This is a genomic window from Nocardiopsis sp. TSRI0078, assembly GCF_001905145.1.
In the GTDB taxonomy this organism is placed as follows: domain Bacteria; phylum Actinomycetota; class Actinomycetes; order Streptosporangiales; family Streptosporangiaceae; genus Nocardiopsis.
This window is the reverse complement of the sequence record NZ_LWLB01000032.1, coordinates 162,684-177,704: the sequence shown is the minus strand read 5'-3', so window position 1 is coordinate 177,704 and position 15,021 is coordinate 162,684. Positions and strand designations below refer to the sequence as shown.

Genomic DNA, 15,021 nt, shown 5'->3' with positions numbered 1-15,021 from the left:
CGCTCAGCGCCGCGTCGCGAGGTGGGCGAGGAAGTCGATCAGGGCGGCGTTGACCTCCCGGGGGCGCTCCTGCTGGGTCCAGTGGCCGCAGCCGGGCAGGATGACGCTGTCGTGCAGCTTCGGCGCGATCACCGGCAGGGCCTCACGCAGTTCGGGGATCCCGCGCATGATGGTGACCATGTCCATGTCCCCGGCCATGTACAGGGCGGGGACGTCGATGCCGCGGCCCTGGAAGGGCGACATGAGCCCCTGGTTGCGCTCGATGTTGCGGTACCAGTTTAGCGGTCCGGTGTAGGCCCGGGCGCCGTGCAGGGCGTGGTCGCGGGCGAAGGCCGCCACGTCCTCCTCGGTGAGCCAGGAGGGCAGGCTCTCCGGCTCGGGCAGGGGGTCCAGCAGGGAGGAGCCCTCGGGGACGATCCACAGCTGCGGCTCGTCCGCGTACGGGTTGTCCCCCGAGGCGCCGACCAGGATCCGGCGCAGGAACGAGGCGGGGTCGGCGGCCAGTTCGGCGTCGGCGACGCCGGGCTCCTGGAAGTAGACCTGGTAGAAGCCCTCGCCGTAGACCCTGCGGGTGACCGAGGGCGCGGGCATCATCGCGGGCGGGAAGGGCGGGACGCTCAGGCCCGCCACGCCGCGGACCAGGTCGGGGCGCATCATGGCGGTGCTCCAGGCCACGGGCGCGCCCCAGTCGTGGCCGACCAGGACCGCGCTCTCCTCGCCCAGGGCCCCGATGAGGCCGACGACGTCGCCGACCAGGTGCGGCAGCGTGTAGGCGTCCACCTCCTCGGGCTGGTCGCTGCGGGCGTAGCCGCGCTGGTCGGGGGCGACCACGCGGTACCCCGCCTCGGCCAGCGGAGCGAACTGGTGGCGCCAGGAGTACCAGCTCTCGGGGAAGCCGTGCAGGAGCAGCACGAGCGGTCCGCTGCCCTGCTCCGCGACGTGCAGGCGGATTCCGTTGACCTCGACGTCCCTGTGCTCCACGTTCATCGCGCGCTCGCTCCTCTGTACTGAGGGGGTGGTCGCGATCACGCTATCCCAGTGGTGGCCGGGCTTTCGGAACACCCCCGCGGTGCGGCGGCGGCACGGCCGCGAAAGCGGCGGGGGCCTCCTGCGGACCGGGGGGAGCCCGGGAGGGCACGGGCCCGGGATGCCGCCGTGTGCCCGCCGCTGCCCTCCCGTGCGCGCCTCCAGGCCCGGATCCTGGTCCGGAGTCCGGTCCGGATCCCGGCCGGACGCTTGATCTGGAGCGCGCTCCAGCTCCTAGGGTTCCGGACATGGGCACACCACAGCAGAGAATCGGTTCGGGGTTCGGCGGGCGCAGCACCGCGCGCGAGGTCCTGGAGGGCCTCGACCTGTCCGGGCGCCTGGCGGTCGTCACCGGCGGGTACTCGGGGATCGGACTGGAGACCACCCGGGCCCTCGCGGGGGCGGGCGCCCGGGTCGTCGTCCCCGCGCGGCGCCCCGAGGCGGCCGCCGAGGCCCTGGAGGGCATCGAGGGGGTGGAGGTCGACGGGCTGGACCTGTCCGACCAGGACGACGTGCGCGGGTTCGCCGCCCGCTTCCTGAAGACGGGGCGCGCGATCGACGTCCTCGTCAACGGCGCCGGGGTGATGGCCTGTCCGCGGGCCACGGCCGGGCCCGGCTGGGAGTACCAGTTCGCCACCAACCACCTGGGGCACTTCACCCTGGTCAACCGGTTGTGGCCCGCCCTGGCCGACGGCGGGGCGCGGGTGGTGTCGGTTTCCTCCGCCGGGCACCAGGCCTCGCCGATCCGGTGGGAGGACCCGTGGTTCGACCGGGGCTACGACCGGTGGTTGGCCTACGGGCAGTCCAAGACCGCCAACGCGCTGCTGGCGGTGCACCTGGACCGGCTCGGCGCGCCCTTCGGCGTGCGGGCGTTCTCCCTGCATCCGGGGGCGATCCTCACCCCGTTGCAGCGGCACATGACGCAGGAGGAGATGGTCGACCGTGGGTGGATCGACGAGAACGGCGCGTTGGCCGACCCGGCGTTCAAGACGCCGGAGCAGGGCGCGGCCACCCAGGTGTGGGCGGCCACGTCCCCGAGGCTGGACGGACTGGGCGGCGTGTACTGCGAGGACTGCGACGTCGCCGTGCCCGCCGGGACCGACCCCGACCGGGCCGGCGTGCGCGACCACGCGGTCGACCCCGTCCAGGCCGAGCGCCTGTGGGCGTTCTCCGCCGAGCTGACCGGGGAGGACGCCTTCGCTTGAGCGGCGGCGCGGCGCCCGCCGGGGGCCGAGGGCGGGGGCCGGGCTCCGAGGGCCGGGGCCGGGCGCCGTCGTCCCCGGGCGGGCCGGAGCGCTCAGTCCTGTCGGACGGCGGCGCGGCGGTCCAGGGCGGCCAGGACCCGCTCGCCCCAGCGCACGTTCTCGCGTTCGAGCGCCAGGCCGCCCATGAGGGTGAGATAGGGACCGATCCGCTCGGCACGGGCCAGGTGCTCCTCCTCGGTGCGGCCGTCGAGCAGGCGCTCCCGCAGGCGCTCGTAGCGGGCCAGCTTGCCGCGTGCCCACTCGATCCTCTCGGCGACGGAGGCCCGCACCGCCTCAGCATCCCCGGCGTCGGCGGCCTGCAACTGCACGAGGAGTTCGTCGCGTATGGCGGCCGGCCGGGGCGGCGTGGCGGTGAAGTCGCGCAGGGCGCGGCGTCCCTTCCCGGTGAGCGAGAAGACCCGCTTGTTGGGGCGCCGCTCCTGTTCGACGACGGTGGCCTCGACCAGCCCGTCGGTCTCCATGCGGTCGAGTTCGCGGTAGAGCTGCTGGGGAGTGGCCGCCCAGAAGTTGGCCACGGAGGCGTCGAAGTTCTTCGCCAGGTCGTACCCGGAGGCCGGACCGTCCAGCAGGGCGGCCATCACGGCGTTGCGCAGTGCCATGGCGGCAGCATAACCACCGGTAGGCAACGACGCACCTAGACAACTCGTTGCTGCCCCGGACACTCGTGACCGACCATCGCCGCTCTCCAGCCCACCTCATCAACAAATTCACCATGGGGAGCGCCGTGGCCCACCCCTTCCGCGCGGCCGTCGAGACCGGCGACGACGACCTCATCGACGGCCTCGTCGTCATGGTCCGCCCCTGTCCGCCGCGAACGCCCCGGCCGAGGCCATGGGAGCCCGGTCCGGCCGGATCGCCCGGGAGGGGGCCGGACGGACCGCCGGAGCCCGATCTGCCACCTGACATATCTCCCATAAAGGGAATTCCGGCCATAAACAACTTGCGTCACTAAGAGCGTCCGCCAGTAGGTGCCGGCTTTGGATGGACCGGAGACGCTGCTGATGTGGAACGAGGGGCCTGGCCTGCGTTGATCTTGTACTTATAGCGAGTTTGGGCGCCCAATCTCGCTATAAGTACAAGATCGCGGCGAACAGGGACGCTGACACCGCACGGAGGGTCCTGACCCCGCGTCGAATCACCTACTGGCGGAGGCTCTCAGGGTCGGGAAACACCCTCTCCCCTGGACCCGGCCGGAGGCCGAACCTACTGTGGGAAAGCGCCTCCCCCCACCGGCGAAGGAGACGGACGTGACCGTGGCTCCCGAGATCCCGGACATCCTTTCCCAGGAATTCCTCTCAAACCCTTACCCCGCCTACCGCCTCATGCGCGAACACGCTCCCCTCTTCTGGCACGAGGCCACACGGAGCTACGTCGTCTCCCGGTACGAGGACGTCAGACGCGCCTTCAAGGACCCGGTGTTCACCACCCAGAACTACGACTGGCAGCTGGAGCCGGTCCACGGGCGCACCATCCTGCAGATGGACGGGCGCGAGCACGCGGTGCGCCGGGCCCTGGTGGCACCGGCCTTCCGCGGCGCGCAACTGCGGGAGCGGTTCCTGCCCGTCATCGAGCGCAACAGCCGGGAGCTGGTCGACGCCTTCCGCCACACGGGCGAGGTGGACCTGGTCTCGCAGTTCGCCACGCGGTTCCCGATCAACGTCATCGTGGACATGCTCGGCCTGGACAGGTCCGACCACGACCGGTTCCACCGGTGGTACACGTCGATCATCGCCTTCCTGGGCAACCTCTCCCAGGACCCGCAGGTCGCGGAGGCGGGGCTGCGCACACGCGAGGAGTTCGCCGCCCACATGCTGCCGCTGATCCGCGAGCGCAGGGAGAACCCCGGCGAGGACCTGCTGTCCACCCTGTGCACCGCCGAGGTCGAGGGCACCCGGATGAGCGACGAGGACGTGAAGGCCTTCTGCAGCCTGCTGCTGGCCGCGGGCGGGGAGACCACCGACAAGGCCGTGGCGGGCATGTTCGCGAACCTGCTCACCAATCCCGAGCAGCTGGCCCGGGTCCGGGAGGACCGGAGCCTGGTCCCGCGCGCGTTCGCCGAGACCCTGCGCTACACCCCGCCCGTGCAGATGATCATGCGCCAGCCCCGGCAGGACGTGGAGCTGGACGGCGGGACCGTGCCCGCCGGCGCGACCCTCATCTGCCTGATCGGCTCCGCCAACCGCGACGGCGACCGCTTCACCGATCCCGACACCTTCGACGTCCTGCGCCCCGAGCTGCGGGAGGCCACCTCGTTCACCGCCGCGGCCGAGCACCTGGCCTTCGCCCTGGGGCGGCACTTCTGCGTGGGCGCCCTCCTGGCCGAGGCCGAGGTCCGGGTGGCGACCGACCACCTGCTGGACGCCATGCCGGACGTGCGCCTGGCCGAGGGCGCGGTCCTGGAGGAGACCGGCGCCTTCACCCGGGGACTGCGGGAGTTGCCGCTGCGCTTCACCCCGGCCGCGGGCTGACAGACCGCCGGACCCGGCTCGGCCGGGCCGCCGGGCCGCCGGGTCCGCGGTGCGCGGCGGGGGGACACCTCCTCCCGTCGCGCCACCCCGTGCGCTACCTTCCCGGCGTGAACCGCACCGGCAGTTCGAACAACCCGCGCATCCACACCGACGGCCGCCACTCCAGCCGGTCCGGCGGAACCGCCATCCGCACGTCCGGCAGCCGGTCCAGCAGGCTCTCCACGGCCGTGCGGGCGATCGTCGTCGCCATCTCCGGCGCGGGGAAGGGGCATCCGTGCTCGCCGTGCCCGAAGGACATCTGCGCCCGGTTGCTGCCGTAGACGTCGGGGACCCCGGCGTGCAGGCGGGGGTCGGAGTTGGCCGCCGACAGTCCCAGGACGAGCAGGTCCCCGCGGTGGATACGGCGCCCGCCCAGCTCACAGGTCTGCGCCGCCCACCTGCCGATGAAGTTCTGGGTGGGGGTGTTCTTCCACAGCACCTCGTTGAGGGCCTCGCCGGAACTGCCGCGTCCCCCCTGCAGGGTGAGCGAGAACTGGTCGTCGACCAGCATCAGTCGCAGGGTGTTGCCGATCCAGTTGCCGGTGGGCGCCTGGGCCGCGGCGAGGATGACGAGGAGGTCGATGACCACCTCGGCGTCGGCCAGGCCCGCCGGGTGCAGCAGGAGCCGGGAGGGCACGTCGTCGCGGGGCGCGCGGCGGCGCTGGGCGACCAGGTCCCCCAGCCGGGTGTGGAGGCGCTGGTGGGCCCCGCCCGCGTCGGCGGTGACGTCGAGCGACAGCAGGATGTCGCGCACCATGGCCGGGACCTCCTCCTCCGGGATGCCGTACAGGCGGGCGACCACACCGGCGGGGATGTGGTGCGCGTACTGGCCGATCAGGTCGGCCCCGCCCTCGGCGGAGAAGGTGTCGATGAGCCCGTCGGCGACCTGCTGGCACAGGGCCCTGAGGTCGGTGCGGTCGATGGCGTCCAGGGCGTCGCCGATCGCCCCGGCGCGGCGCTGGTGCTCGACCCCCTCGGTGAACATGACCGAGGGCGTCCACATCACGTAGGGCAGGAGCGGCCAGTCCTCGGGGACGGCGTCCCACTGGTTCCAGCGGCGGCAGTCCCGGGCGAACCACTCGGGCCTGCTGGTGACGTGGTGCAGTTCCCGGTAGCCCAGCACGAACCAGGCGGGGACGTCCCCGTCCAGCAGGATGGGCGCGACCGGGCCGAAGCACCTGCGCAGCTCCTCGTAGAGCCCGGCGGGATCGCGGGCGATCTCGGGGCCGTAGAAGCGGACGGCCTCGGCGTGGTCGGGAAGCGGTGGACCGCTGCTGGGCGGAGCGGCGGTCTCCGTCAGGCCCGGGGTGTCGTTCACGGCGTGTCCTCGGGAGTGGATGCGGACGTGGGCGCGGACCCGTGCACGGGTCCGGACACGTGCTGGACGAGGGTGACCAGGACGTCGCGGCTGGACTCGCGGCTGCGGGCGTCGCAGTCCACCAGGGGGACCCGGTCGGAGACGTCGAGGGCCCGGCGCACCTCGGCGAGGCCGGGTCCGGGACCGAAGCGGTTCACCGCGACGACGAAGGGAGTGCGGTGGTGTTCGAGCCGGTCGATGGCGTACCAGGAGTCGCGGACGCGGTCGGTGTCGACGAGGACGACCGCGCCGAGGCTGCCCGTGAACAGTTGGTTCCACAGGAACCAGAACCGCTTCTGGCCCGGGGCGCCGAAGAGGTAGAGCACGCGCCGCTCGTCGATGGTGATGCGCCCGAAGTCGAAGGCCGCGGTGGTGGTGCGCTTGTCTCGGACCGCGCTGATGTCGTCGACGCCCGCGCCGGCCTGGGTCATGACCTCCTCGGTGCTCAGCGGGCGCATCTCGCTGACGGAGCCGACCAGGGTGGTCTTTCCGACGCCGAAGCCGCCGACGACGACGATCTTGAGGGCGTTGTCGGCCGTCGTGGCGAGCGGGGCCCGGACCGGCACGGCCCGCCGTTCAGAGGCGTTGGAGGGCAAGGAGCACCTGCTTCAGGGTCTCGGGGTCGTGTCCCTCGGCACGCTGGACCGAGGAGGCGGGGTGGCGGGCCGCCACCCGGCCCGCGTCCAGCAGGTCGAGCAGGAGGATCCGCACGACGCTGACGGGCAGTCCGAGTTCCGCGGAGACCTCCACCACGGCGGTCGGGAACACGCACGTCCGCAGGATCGCGGCGTGCTCGGACTGCATTCCGGGCACGGGCTCGCACTCGGAGACGATGAGGGTGACCGAGTCGAGCGCACGGGCGTCGGCGCCGCCGCGCCCTCCGGTCACGGTGTAGAGGCGGTCCGGGGACTCCCGCTGGAGAGGTCCGTGGTTCATCGCGTCCGTTCGGCGCCCGCTTCGGCCCGCTCGGCCCACTCGCCCCGACCGCTTCCGCCGGTCCGGCCGGTCGGACCGGCCGGGTCGATCCGGCGCGGCGCCGCCGTCAGGAAGCCGCCGATCTGCTCGACGAGTTCGTTCATGTTGTGGCCCACGACTCCGACGTCGGCGTCGTGGTCGGTGACGACCGCCAGGTGGGCGCCCTCTCCCGCCCCGATGATGAGCAGGACCCCGCCGCCGAACTCGGCCATGGCCTGGCCCGCCCCGCCGCCGTCCCCGAACTCGGCGGAGGCGCTCAGGGACAGGCTCTGGATGCCCGCGCAGATCGCGGCGAGCTGGTCGGCGCGGTCCACGTGCAGTTCGCTGGTGTGGCACATCTTGAGTCCGTCCCTGGACAGGACGAGGACGTGGCGGATGCCCGGTGTCCTGTGGCGCAGGTTCTCCAGAAGCCAGTCGAGACTGGTGTCCATGGTCTCCATCGGGCCTTCGCTCTTCCCTTCGGCGTGTTGGGCTCTTCGTCGTGTCGGGCGGCCGGCGGGTCCGGTGCGGCCGGGGCGGTGGGACGGGTGTCACCGCGCCCCGGACGGGGCGCCACCGGTGCCGCCCGCGTCGCGAAAGGCCGCGAACCTGGTGCCGGGGTCGCCGGTTCCGGGCCTGTGCGCGGGCTGCTGGGAGAGCTGGCGCGGTTCCTCCCGCAGCGCCGCCGCGAGGGTCTGTCCGCGCCGCCGCCGGGGCAGCCCGGAGGCGAGGCGCGCGGGAGCGGCCGGGTCGGCGTCCACCGCCGGGCCGTGGACGGCGTCCTCGGCGTCGCGGGGGCGCTGCCCGGTGTGGCGGGGGTGCCGCCCGGAGTGGCGGGCGGCGCCGGGCCCGGCGGGCGCGGGCCGGGAGTCGGTGACCAGGTGGGGCGGGACGAGGACGACGACGCCGACACCGCCGTGCGCCGAGGGCCGGAAGCTGACGCTGAGCCCGTACTTGTCGGCGAGGCGGCCCACGATCGCCAGGCCCATGCGGGTCCCGCGCAGGGTGGACAGGTCGCGCGGGTGGGTGACCAGGCTCTCGGCCAGCCTGCGCTCGCGCACGCGCATGCCCAGGCCGCCGTCCTCCACGGTGATGGTCAGGCCGGTGTCCTCCTCCTGGACGTAGACGTGGACCTCGGTGCCGTGGGCGGAGAAGTTGGCGGCGTTGTCCATGAGTTCGGCCAGGGCCTGCATGACGCCCTCGGCGGCGTATCCGGCGATGGCGGCGGTGCTGGTGTTGTGCAGGCGCACGCGGCGGTAGGCGCTGATCCGGCCCATGGCGCCGCGCAGGATGCTCTCCATGACGATGGGGCGGGTCCAGCGGCGGCCCGAGCGGCCCCCGGCCAGGATGACGAAGCCGTCGGCGAGGCGGCCGGTGCGCGACACCCCGTGGTCGATGTCGAGCAGGTCGCCGAAGATGCCGGGGGCGTCGCCGTAGCGGTCCTGGAGTTCGCGGAGCCTGGCCAGCAGGGCGGTCAGGTGGGCCTGGACGCGGGCGCCGGAGGCGGAGGCGGCCTCCATGGCCGCGGCGGAGCGGCGCGCGGACGCCAGCAGTTCCTCCAGGACGTGCCGTCGCAGCCGGGCGAGCGCGTCGTCCACGGGCGGGAGTTCGCCTTGGAGTGCCTCGGCGGCGCCGAGACGGTCCTCGCGGACGCGGGTGACCATGAGCGCCAGCCCGGAGCGGTCCAGGTCGGCGACCTGGTCCTCCAGGTCGGCGCGGCGGGCACGGTCGTGGGCGGCGCGGGCCTCGACGGCGTCGAGTTCGGCGCCGACGGCGTGGGCGAGCCGGTGCAGCCAGGCGTGGGAGGGCTGGGGGTGGCGGGCGAGGACCTCGCGCGCGGGGACGCCCTCGCGGACGCCCTCGGCCAGGGCGGGCAGGATCCGGTCGACCAGGTGGGCCGTCTCGCGTTCGAGCGTCTCGGCGGTGGTGTCGGCCCGGGTGCCGTGGTCGCGGGCCGCGCGGGCGACCGCGGCCTGGTGGGCGGCGACGGCCACGGCCGCGCACAGGGCGATTCCGGCCGTCCCGGCGAAGAGGGCCACGCTCTGGCGCGCGTCGGCGGGTGCGGTGATCACCGCCCACGACCAGGCGGGGGCCGCCAGGGCGGTCACGAGGAGGAGCGCGACCAGGGCCTGTTGTCCGGGGCGGGGGCCGTGCCGTGTGCTGCCGGACGCGTGTACTGACATGGGAGGAGTCCTCGCGGGGCAATCGTGCGAAGGGGGCGGGGCGGCTCCCGACCCCGTCGCCCGGTCTCCGGGCAGGGGAGGTCCACCCGGATATCCCTCGGGGTATTCGAAGGCGGACGGAATTCACCGTAGACCACATGGGAAAGGCACGTGGACTTTCTGGCCAGGAATACCTCCGGCCCCGCCGGGAAAGATGGCGCATCGGCGTTTCTGGATTCTGACATTCCTTGCATCCAACGCTTTTCGCCCATCATTTCCCCTCAGTCGAAGACGCCGAGAACGAGGAGCGCGGTGACGGCCGCCGCGAGGAACACCAGCGTGCCGACCGCGGAGACCCGCCTCGTGGCCGCGCCCTGGTCCGCCGCCCGCGCGGGCAGCCCCGGCAGGCGCAGCACCGCGCCCGCGGCGGCGGCCGCCGCCAGGGCCACGTCCAGGTACCACACCGCCACGGGAAAGACCGCCCACGAGGTCATGAGCAGGGCGATCAGCAGGTAGAAGAACGTGCCGGACAGCCTGGCCAGCACGTCCCAGCGGTCCAGGAGCCGGTACCGCCCCCCGTTCCGCCGGGCCCGCAGGAGGGTGTCCGACGCGCTCAGGGCGCAGACGCCGTTGAGGAACACCCCCACGGCGTAGGGGACCAGGTCCATCAGGAGTCCTCCCCCGTGAGCAGCTCCAGGGCCAGCGGCTCCAGGCCGGTGGTGGTGTTGCCGAAGGCGAGCACGGCCCGGCCGCCCTCCCGGTCCAGGGCGACCATGGCGGCGAACCCACCGGTGCCGCCGTTGTGCCAGGTGACCTCGGTGCCGCCGTGCTCCTGCACGACCCACGCGAAGCCGATCCGGCCGCCCTGCCCGTCGTCCCAACGCGGCTCCAGGGCCGCCATGCCGGGGGCGGCGCCCTCCAGCAGGGCGCGGACGTAGCGCTCCATGTCGGCGGGGGTGGAGCGGACCCCGCCCGCGGGTGCGTAGGCATGGGCCAGCCAGGGCTCGGCCAGGCGTCCGCGGTCGGTGTAGCCCACGGTCGCGTCCTCGGGCAGGTCGTCCCGGGAGTCGGGCAGGGTCGTCTCGTCCATCCCCAGCGGGTCGAGCAGCCGTTCCCGCACCAGGGTGGCGTAGTCGGTCCCGGCGGCGTTGGCCAGGGCGTGGCCCAGGACCGCCGTGCCCATGTTGGAGTAGTGGGACTCGCCGCGGTCGGACAGCTCCGCCGCGGCGACCTGCGCGACCAGGGTGTCGTAGTCGTACGGATACGGGTCGCGGCCCAGGTTGGAGGCCACCAACGAGGTGATGTGGTCGGTCAGGCGGCCGGGCAGCTTGGGCAGGCCGGAGCGGTGGCTGGACAGCTCGGCCAGGGTGGCGTCGGCGGCCGGGGCGCCGTCCAGGCCGACGAGCTCGCCGAGCCGGGTGTCCTCGGTGACCTCGCCCCGCCCGATCGCGTCGGCGAGCAGCGCACCGGTCATGGTCTTGGTCACCGACCCGATCTCGTAACCGGTGTGCTCGTCCGCGCCGAAGTGGGCGTGGCGGCTCCGGTCACCGTCGATCTCGATAACGCTGACCCGGTCGTGGGCGGCCCCGGCCAGCAGTGGCCGTGCCCGGTCGAGGAGCCCCGGGTCCCCGGCCTCCTCGGCGGACAGGGTCGGCGTGTGCGGCCGCACGGCCACCCCGACGGCGACGACCAGGGCGGCCACCGCGCAGGCGGCCGCGACGGCCCGTGTTCTGGATCTCACGGGATTCCCTCTCCCTCCCCTCCTAGGGCGCGCCGCCCGCCGCCGTCAGGATGGCGAGCAGGGGGACGACGCGTTCCGGGGGGACGACGTAGTGTCCGCGCCGGACGGTGGTGAGCCATCCGGCCGCGACGAGCAGGTTGACGTGGTGGTAGATCTGGCCGGTGGTGCCGAAGTCGGAGCGCTCGGCCAGTTCGGCGACGGTGCTGGTGCCGTTCCAGACGGCGTGCAGCAGCTGGAGGCGGACGGGGTTGCCCAGGGCGTCGAGGCCGGCGGCGCACCGGGACCAGTCGGCCCCCTCCAGGCGCTCGACCGGCAGTCCCTGCTGCCACTCCAGCCCGCTCTCCCCCTCCTCTGCGCGGACGATCCCGGCGAAGACCACGCCGCCGCGCCCGGTGGCGTGCTCCCGCAGGGCGTTGAGCGCGAAGAACGCGTCCTCCGACGGCCGCGCCGCGGCTCCGCCGCGCGAGAACCGCTCGTCCGCGTCGGCCTCCAGGGCCGCGACCCGCGCCTCCAGGTCCGCCAGCCGCTCCTCCGTCGTTCTCTCCATCACGCCTCCACGATACATGTATTTACGTAATTACGTACTAGCGTTCCCTGGCGGCCGCGCTCCGGGAGCTTTGCCCGATCCGGAGACGGCGCTGAGGTGCCGCTGACCCGCCGGATCCGATGATGGGGGCAGGGTGCGCGGCCCGCGCACCCGCAGGGGAGACCCGAGCGGCCGTTCCCGCGTCCCGGACAGGGGCGGTCGGAAAGGAGCGGACATGCGAGCGCAGGGAGCCGGCGGCTGGCAGTTCTTCGTCGCGACGCTGCTGATCGTCATCGGTGCCGTCAACATCGTCCAGGGGCTGGTGGCGTTCTTCACCCCCGTCTTCTACGCCGCCACGGGCGCGGACGTGCTCCTCCTGGAGTACACCTCCTGGGGAGTCCTGCTCGGCCTGTGGGGCGTGGTCCTGGTGGTCGCCGGCCTGGCCGTGCTGTCCCACAGCACGTGGGCCCGGGCCTTCGCCCTCGTCCTCGCCGCGGCGAACGCCATCGCCCAGCTGGGCTTCGTCATGGCGATGCCGCTGTGGTCGATGGTGGCCATCGCCGTGGACATCCTGGTGATCTACGGCCTGACCGCGGGCTGGCCCTCCCGGGAGCCGGCGGACACCGAACGCCCGCGGGAGGGCGAGGCCGCCTACCGCAGCGGGTACGAGGCCTCCCACGCGACGCCCCATCCCACGCGCTCGCCCGAGCAGACCAGCGGATCGCACCAGACCACCGAATCGCAGTAGACGGCGGGCCGGGGACGCGAGTGCCCCTCCAGACCGCCTCCGTTCCCAGGACGGGGGCGGTTCTGCTTGGCCGGACCCTCCCCGAGTCCCCGGAGGAGCATGCCGATGGGCGCCCACGCCGCGCCCGATCCCCTCCGAACGCGCGTCCGGCCCCCTCAGGAGCACAGCCGGCACCGCGGCGGGGCGAGTGCGAAAGGCCGCCGACGCGCTCGGCGCGGGAGAGGGGGAGTCCCCGCTTGACGCGGGGTGCGACACGGGCGGCTTCTTCGGCCACCTCCGTGCCCGGGGACGCGGGGGCGGTTCGTGTGGCTGGACGTCTCGGCCGCCGCCCCGGAGCGGGTGCGCGGGGAGGGCCCGCGTGGCGGCGGTGTTCGGCGACGTGGAGGCGCCGGGACGACGCGCCGGTCCCGCCCGAACCGGGGCCGGTCGTCCGCCACGCGGTCCCGGTCCTGGGCCTGTACCGGATGCCGCCCGGGGCCCGGGGTATCCGGAGGTCGTGAAGGCGCTGGAGAGCCGGGGCCGCGACCGGTTCGCCGGGAGCCCTGGTGCGACCCCGAGGGCCACACCGTGTGCGCGGGCGCGCGGTCCCGGGCGTGACGGGGGCGCGGGGGACGTGCTCCGTGTCCCCCGTCACCGGGTTCAGCGCTTGCGCGGGTGCACGTGGCTGGAGATGGCCAGCCGGTTGTAGAGGTTCATCACCGAGGCGGCGGTGATGAGCGCGGCCAGGGCCTCGTCGTCGAAGTGCTCGGCGGCGGCGCCGTAGGCCTCGTCGGACACCCCGTGCTCGCCCAGCCGGGTGATCTCGTCGGTGAGCGCCAGGGCGGCCCGCTCGGCGTCGGTGAAGACCTCGCCGGCCTCGCGCCATGCGGAGACCAGGAAGAGCCGCTGCTGGGTCTCCCCCTCCTCCAGGGCGACCCGGGTGTGCAGGTCGACGCAGAAGGAGCAGCCGTTGAGCACCGAGGCGCGCAGTTTGACCAGTTCCAGGAGACCGGCGTCGAGGTGCCCGGCGATGATCTTGTCGATTTCGTCCAGTTTTCCGTAGACCTCGGGAAGTTTCTTCGCCCAGATCACGCGTTCTTCGGCCACGGGGACAGCCCTCCTCGTCGGACGCCTTCGCCGCCCCGGTACGGGAACCGGGGTTCGGACGACCACGCTACCAATGCGGCGTACTCCCGAAGGGCCCGGGATCCGTACCGGAGGTGAAAGGCCGCTTCCGGACGTTCTCCGGCTCCTCGGGAAAGGCCCCGCATGGCGAAAAGGCGATTTCCCGGATTTCGGTATCGCCATTGTCGTCCGGGAATGCTAGGTTCTGCGGCGCCCAGGAAGGATTCCCGGAGGAAGAGCGATGTCCACCGTCCCCAGCCCCGGAGGCACCGCGGAACCGGTGGGCGCCACCGGAACCGTGGGTGCCCTGGTCCGAAGGATCGCGGGCAAGGCGGGCCCGCTGTACCTGTCCATGCTCGCCACCATGGCGGGCGGCATGGTCACCGCGGGAGCCCTCGGCAATGCCGGAACCGCGCAGCTCGCGGCCTACGCCCTGGTCATCGCGGTGTTCAACCCGGTGCTGATGGTAGTCCAGGGCGCGCTGCGCGGGTCGGTGCCCTTCGTCGCCGAGAACGAGGGGGATCCCGGGAAGCTCGCCCCGGTGGTCCGCGACAGCCGGTGGCTGGCCCTGGCCCTGGGCTCGCTCGGCGGCCTCCTGGTCGCCACCGTGCCCCTGTGGGGGCGGGCGGCCGGGGCGGCCGCCCCCACCCTGGCCGCGCTCGGCCCCTATCCGCTGCTCATGGGCCTGTACGTGGTCGTCGCCTCGGTACAGGCATCGGTGACAGTGCTGCTCGTCGGACTCGGGCACAACCGCGCCGTCCTGGCGCTGGGCCTGGTCACCGCCGTCCTCGCGGTCGTCCTCGTCCCCGCGCTCGTGCTGGGGCCGGGCCCGGTGCCCGCGATGGGCCTTCCCGGCGCCGGGCTGGCGGTGCTGGCCCATGGGAGCGCCACCGCCTGCCTGTCGCTGTACGTCGCGCGCCGCGTGACCGTCCTGCGCGGATGGCCGGTCGGGCTCGGCGCTCCCCGATGGGCGGGTGTCCGGCGGATCGCGCGGGTGGGCCTGCCCACCGGCTCCACCCTGTTGGTCAAGTTCGGCGCCATGGGCGTCCTGGCGCTGGCGGTGGCCCGGATCGGCTCCGTCGAGGCCGCCGCCCACCAGCTGCTCTTGGTCGTGGCCACCTTCGTGTTCCTCGCGGCCACGGCCACCGGCCAGTCCACCGTGCCCTTCACCGCCCGCGCGGCCGGCAGGGGCGACCGGGCCGGGGTGCGCCGCTCCGTCCTGGCGGGCTACCTGGTGGTGGTCCCGGTGGTCGCGGTGAGCGCGGCGCTGGTGTGGGCCGCCTCGGGGACGGTCGTCGGCCTGCTCACCGACGACCCGGAGGTGGCGGCTGCGGTGACCGCGCTGCTGCCCGTGCTGTTCCTGGTGGTCGTGGCCGACGCCGTGCAGGTGCTGCCCGGTATGGGCCTGCTGGGCCTCAAGAACGCCAGGCCGTCGATGTACACGTTCGCGGTCTGCTACGGGCTGCTGGCCCTGGTGGCGGTACCCGTCGCCGGGGCCGGAGGGCTGGCGCCGGTGTGGACCGTGTACGCGGTGGCGACCACGGGGCTGGTGGCCGGGCAGGGCCTGGCGTTCTGGCGGCTGTCCGCGCGGGTCTGAGGACGCGGGAGCCCGGCAGGGCCGACCGGGTCCG

General features: G+C 73.6%; 15 protein-coding genes. 4 read left to right on the top strand and 11 right to left on the bottom strand.

Going from position 1 to position 15,021, the window contains the following annotated elements:
* Positions 1 to 3 precede the first annotated feature (3 nt).
* Positions 4 to 987, bottom strand: coding sequence for an alpha/beta fold hydrolase (locus A6A08_RS17850; RefSeq protein ID WP_073703749.1), 984 nt, complete (start codon positions 985 to 987; stop codon positions 4 to 6).
* A gap of 287 nt (positions 988 to 1,274) precedes the next feature.
* On the opposite strand from A6A08_RS17850, the gene A6A08_RS17845 reads away from it, so the two are divergent.
* Entirely contained in the window at positions 1,275 to 2,231 is a 957-nt protein-coding gene (locus A6A08_RS17845) for an SDR family NAD(P)-dependent oxidoreductase (RefSeq protein ID WP_073703748.1), read from the top strand.
* Between the two features lie 92 nt (positions 2,232 to 2,323).
* Here A6A08_RS17845 and A6A08_RS17840 read toward each other — a convergent pair whose 3' ends face one another.
* Positions 2,324 to 2,890: a PadR family transcriptional regulator gene (locus A6A08_RS17840; protein ID WP_073703747.1), complete on the bottom strand. Its 567-nt coding sequence runs from the start codon at positions 2,888 to 2,890 to the stop codon at positions 2,324 to 2,326.
* 648 nt (positions 2,891 to 3,538) lie between these two features.
* Between A6A08_RS17840 and A6A08_RS17835 the strand changes: the two genes are divergently transcribed.
* Entirely contained in the window at positions 3,539 to 4,759 is a 1,221-nt protein-coding gene (locus A6A08_RS17835; RefSeq protein WP_073703746.1) for a cytochrome P450, read from the top strand.
* Positions 4,760 to 4,853: 94 nt separating this feature from the next.
* Here A6A08_RS17835 and A6A08_RS17830 read toward each other — a convergent pair whose 3' ends face one another.
* The 8 genes from A6A08_RS17830 to A6A08_RS17795 form a co-directional block, all read right to left on the bottom strand.
* Positions 4,854 to 6,116: a cytochrome P450 gene (locus A6A08_RS17830; protein ID WP_073703745.1), complete on the bottom strand. Its 1,263-nt coding sequence runs from the start codon at positions 6,114 to 6,116 to the stop codon at positions 4,854 to 4,856.
* Positions 6,113 to 6,751 carry an ATP/GTP-binding protein gene (locus A6A08_RS17825; protein ID WP_073703744.1) on the bottom strand — a complete coding sequence of 213 codons (639 nt, stop codon included), beginning with the start codon at positions 6,749 to 6,751 and terminating at the stop codon, positions 6,113 to 6,115. The genes A6A08_RS17830 and A6A08_RS17825 overlap by 4 nt, the downstream gene beginning before the upstream one ends.
* Positions 6,732 to 7,091, bottom strand: a complete 360-nt coding sequence (locus A6A08_RS17820) for a DUF742 domain-containing protein (protein WP_073703743.1) — start codon at positions 7,089 to 7,091, stop codon at positions 6,732 to 6,734. Before A6A08_RS17820 ends, A6A08_RS17825 begins: the two co-directional genes overlap by 20 nt.
* A complete protein-coding gene (locus A6A08_RS17815; protein WP_338013133.1) occupies positions 7,088 to 7,561 on the bottom strand; it encodes a roadblock/LC7 domain-containing protein in 474 nt (157 codons plus the stop codon). Before A6A08_RS17815 ends, A6A08_RS17820 begins: the two co-directional genes overlap by 4 nt.
* Positions 7,562 to 7,660: 99 nt before the next feature.
* Positions 7,661 to 9,292 (bottom strand): sensor histidine kinase KdpD, encoded by a 1,632-nt coding sequence (locus A6A08_RS17810; protein WP_073703741.1) that lies wholly within the window; start codon positions 9,290 to 9,292, stop codon positions 7,661 to 7,663.
* Between the two features lie 260 nt (positions 9,293 to 9,552).
* Entirely contained in the window at positions 9,553 to 9,939 is a 387-nt protein-coding gene (locus tag A6A08_RS17805; RefSeq protein ID WP_073703740.1) for a hypothetical protein, read from the bottom strand.
* On the bottom strand, positions 9,939 to 11,012 hold the full coding sequence (locus A6A08_RS17800) for a serine hydrolase (protein WP_073703739.1): 1,074 nt from the start codon (positions 11,010 to 11,012) through the stop codon (positions 9,939 to 9,941). The genes A6A08_RS17805 and A6A08_RS17800 overlap by 1 nt, the downstream gene beginning before the upstream one ends.
* Positions 11,013 to 11,034: 22 nt before the next feature.
* On the bottom strand, positions 11,035 to 11,559 hold the full coding sequence (locus A6A08_RS17795; protein ID WP_073703738.1) for a helix-turn-helix transcriptional regulator: 525 nt from the start codon (positions 11,557 to 11,559) through the stop codon (positions 11,035 to 11,037).
* 214 nt (positions 11,560 to 11,773) lie between these two features.
* Here A6A08_RS17795 and A6A08_RS17790 point away from each other — a divergent pair, with 214 nt between their 5' ends.
* On the top strand, positions 11,774 to 12,286 hold the full coding sequence (locus A6A08_RS17790) for a hypothetical protein (protein WP_073703737.1): 513 nt from the start codon (positions 11,774 to 11,776) through the stop codon (positions 12,284 to 12,286).
* A 639-nt stretch (positions 12,287 to 12,925) separates the two neighbouring features.
* On the opposite strand, the gene A6A08_RS17785 is transcribed toward A6A08_RS17790, so the two are convergent.
* A complete protein-coding gene (locus A6A08_RS17785) occupies positions 12,926 to 13,372 on the bottom strand; it encodes a carboxymuconolactone decarboxylase family protein (RefSeq protein WP_073703736.1) in 447 nt (148 codons plus the stop codon).
* 259 nt (positions 13,373 to 13,631) lie between these two features.
* On the opposite strand from A6A08_RS17785, the gene A6A08_RS17780 reads away from it, so the two are divergent.
* Entirely contained in the window at positions 13,632 to 14,987 is a 1,356-nt protein-coding gene (locus tag A6A08_RS17780; protein ID WP_073703735.1) for an MATE family efflux transporter, read from the top strand.
* Positions 14,988 to 15,021 lie beyond the last annotated feature (34 nt).

What these genes read in the sequence shown, in the direction of transcription:
- A6A08_RS17780 (WP_073703735.1), top strand. Translation starts at nt 13,632, where the DNA reads ATGTCCACCGTCCCCAGCCCCGGAGGCACCGCGGAACCGGTGGGCGCC.
- A6A08_RS17815 (WP_338013133.1), bottom strand. Translation starts at nt 7,561, where the DNA reads ATGGACACCAGTCTCGACTGGCTTCTGGAGAACCTGCGCCACAGGACA.
- A6A08_RS17850 (WP_073703749.1), bottom strand. Translation starts at nt 987, where the DNA reads ATGAACGTGGAGCACAGGGACGTCGAGGTCAACGGAATCCGCCTGCAC.
- A6A08_RS17795 (WP_073703738.1), bottom strand. Translation starts at nt 11,559, where the DNA reads ATGGAGAGAACGACGGAGGAGCGGCTGGCGGACCTGGAGGCGCGGGTC.
- A6A08_RS17820 (WP_073703743.1), bottom strand. Translation starts at nt 7,091, where the DNA reads ATGAACCACGGACCTCTCCAGCGGGAGTCCCCGGACCGCCTCTACACC.
- A6A08_RS17790 (WP_073703737.1), top strand. Translation starts at nt 11,774, where the DNA reads ATGCGAGCGCAGGGAGCCGGCGGCTGGCAGTTCTTCGTCGCGACGCTG.
- A6A08_RS17810 (WP_073703741.1), bottom strand. Translation starts at nt 9,292, where the DNA reads ATGTCAGTACACGCGTCCGGCAGCACACGGCACGGCCCCCGCCCCGGA.
- A6A08_RS17845 (WP_073703748.1), top strand. Translation starts at nt 1,275, where the DNA reads ATGGGCACACCACAGCAGAGAATCGGTTCGGGGTTCGGCGGGCGCAGC.
- A6A08_RS17805 (WP_073703740.1), bottom strand. Translation starts at nt 9,939, where the DNA reads ATGGACCTGGTCCCCTACGCCGTGGGGGTGTTCCTCAACGGCGTCTGC.
- A6A08_RS17840 (WP_073703747.1), bottom strand. Translation starts at nt 2,890, where the DNA reads ATGGCACTGCGCAACGCCGTGATGGCCGCCCTGCTGGACGGTCCGGCC.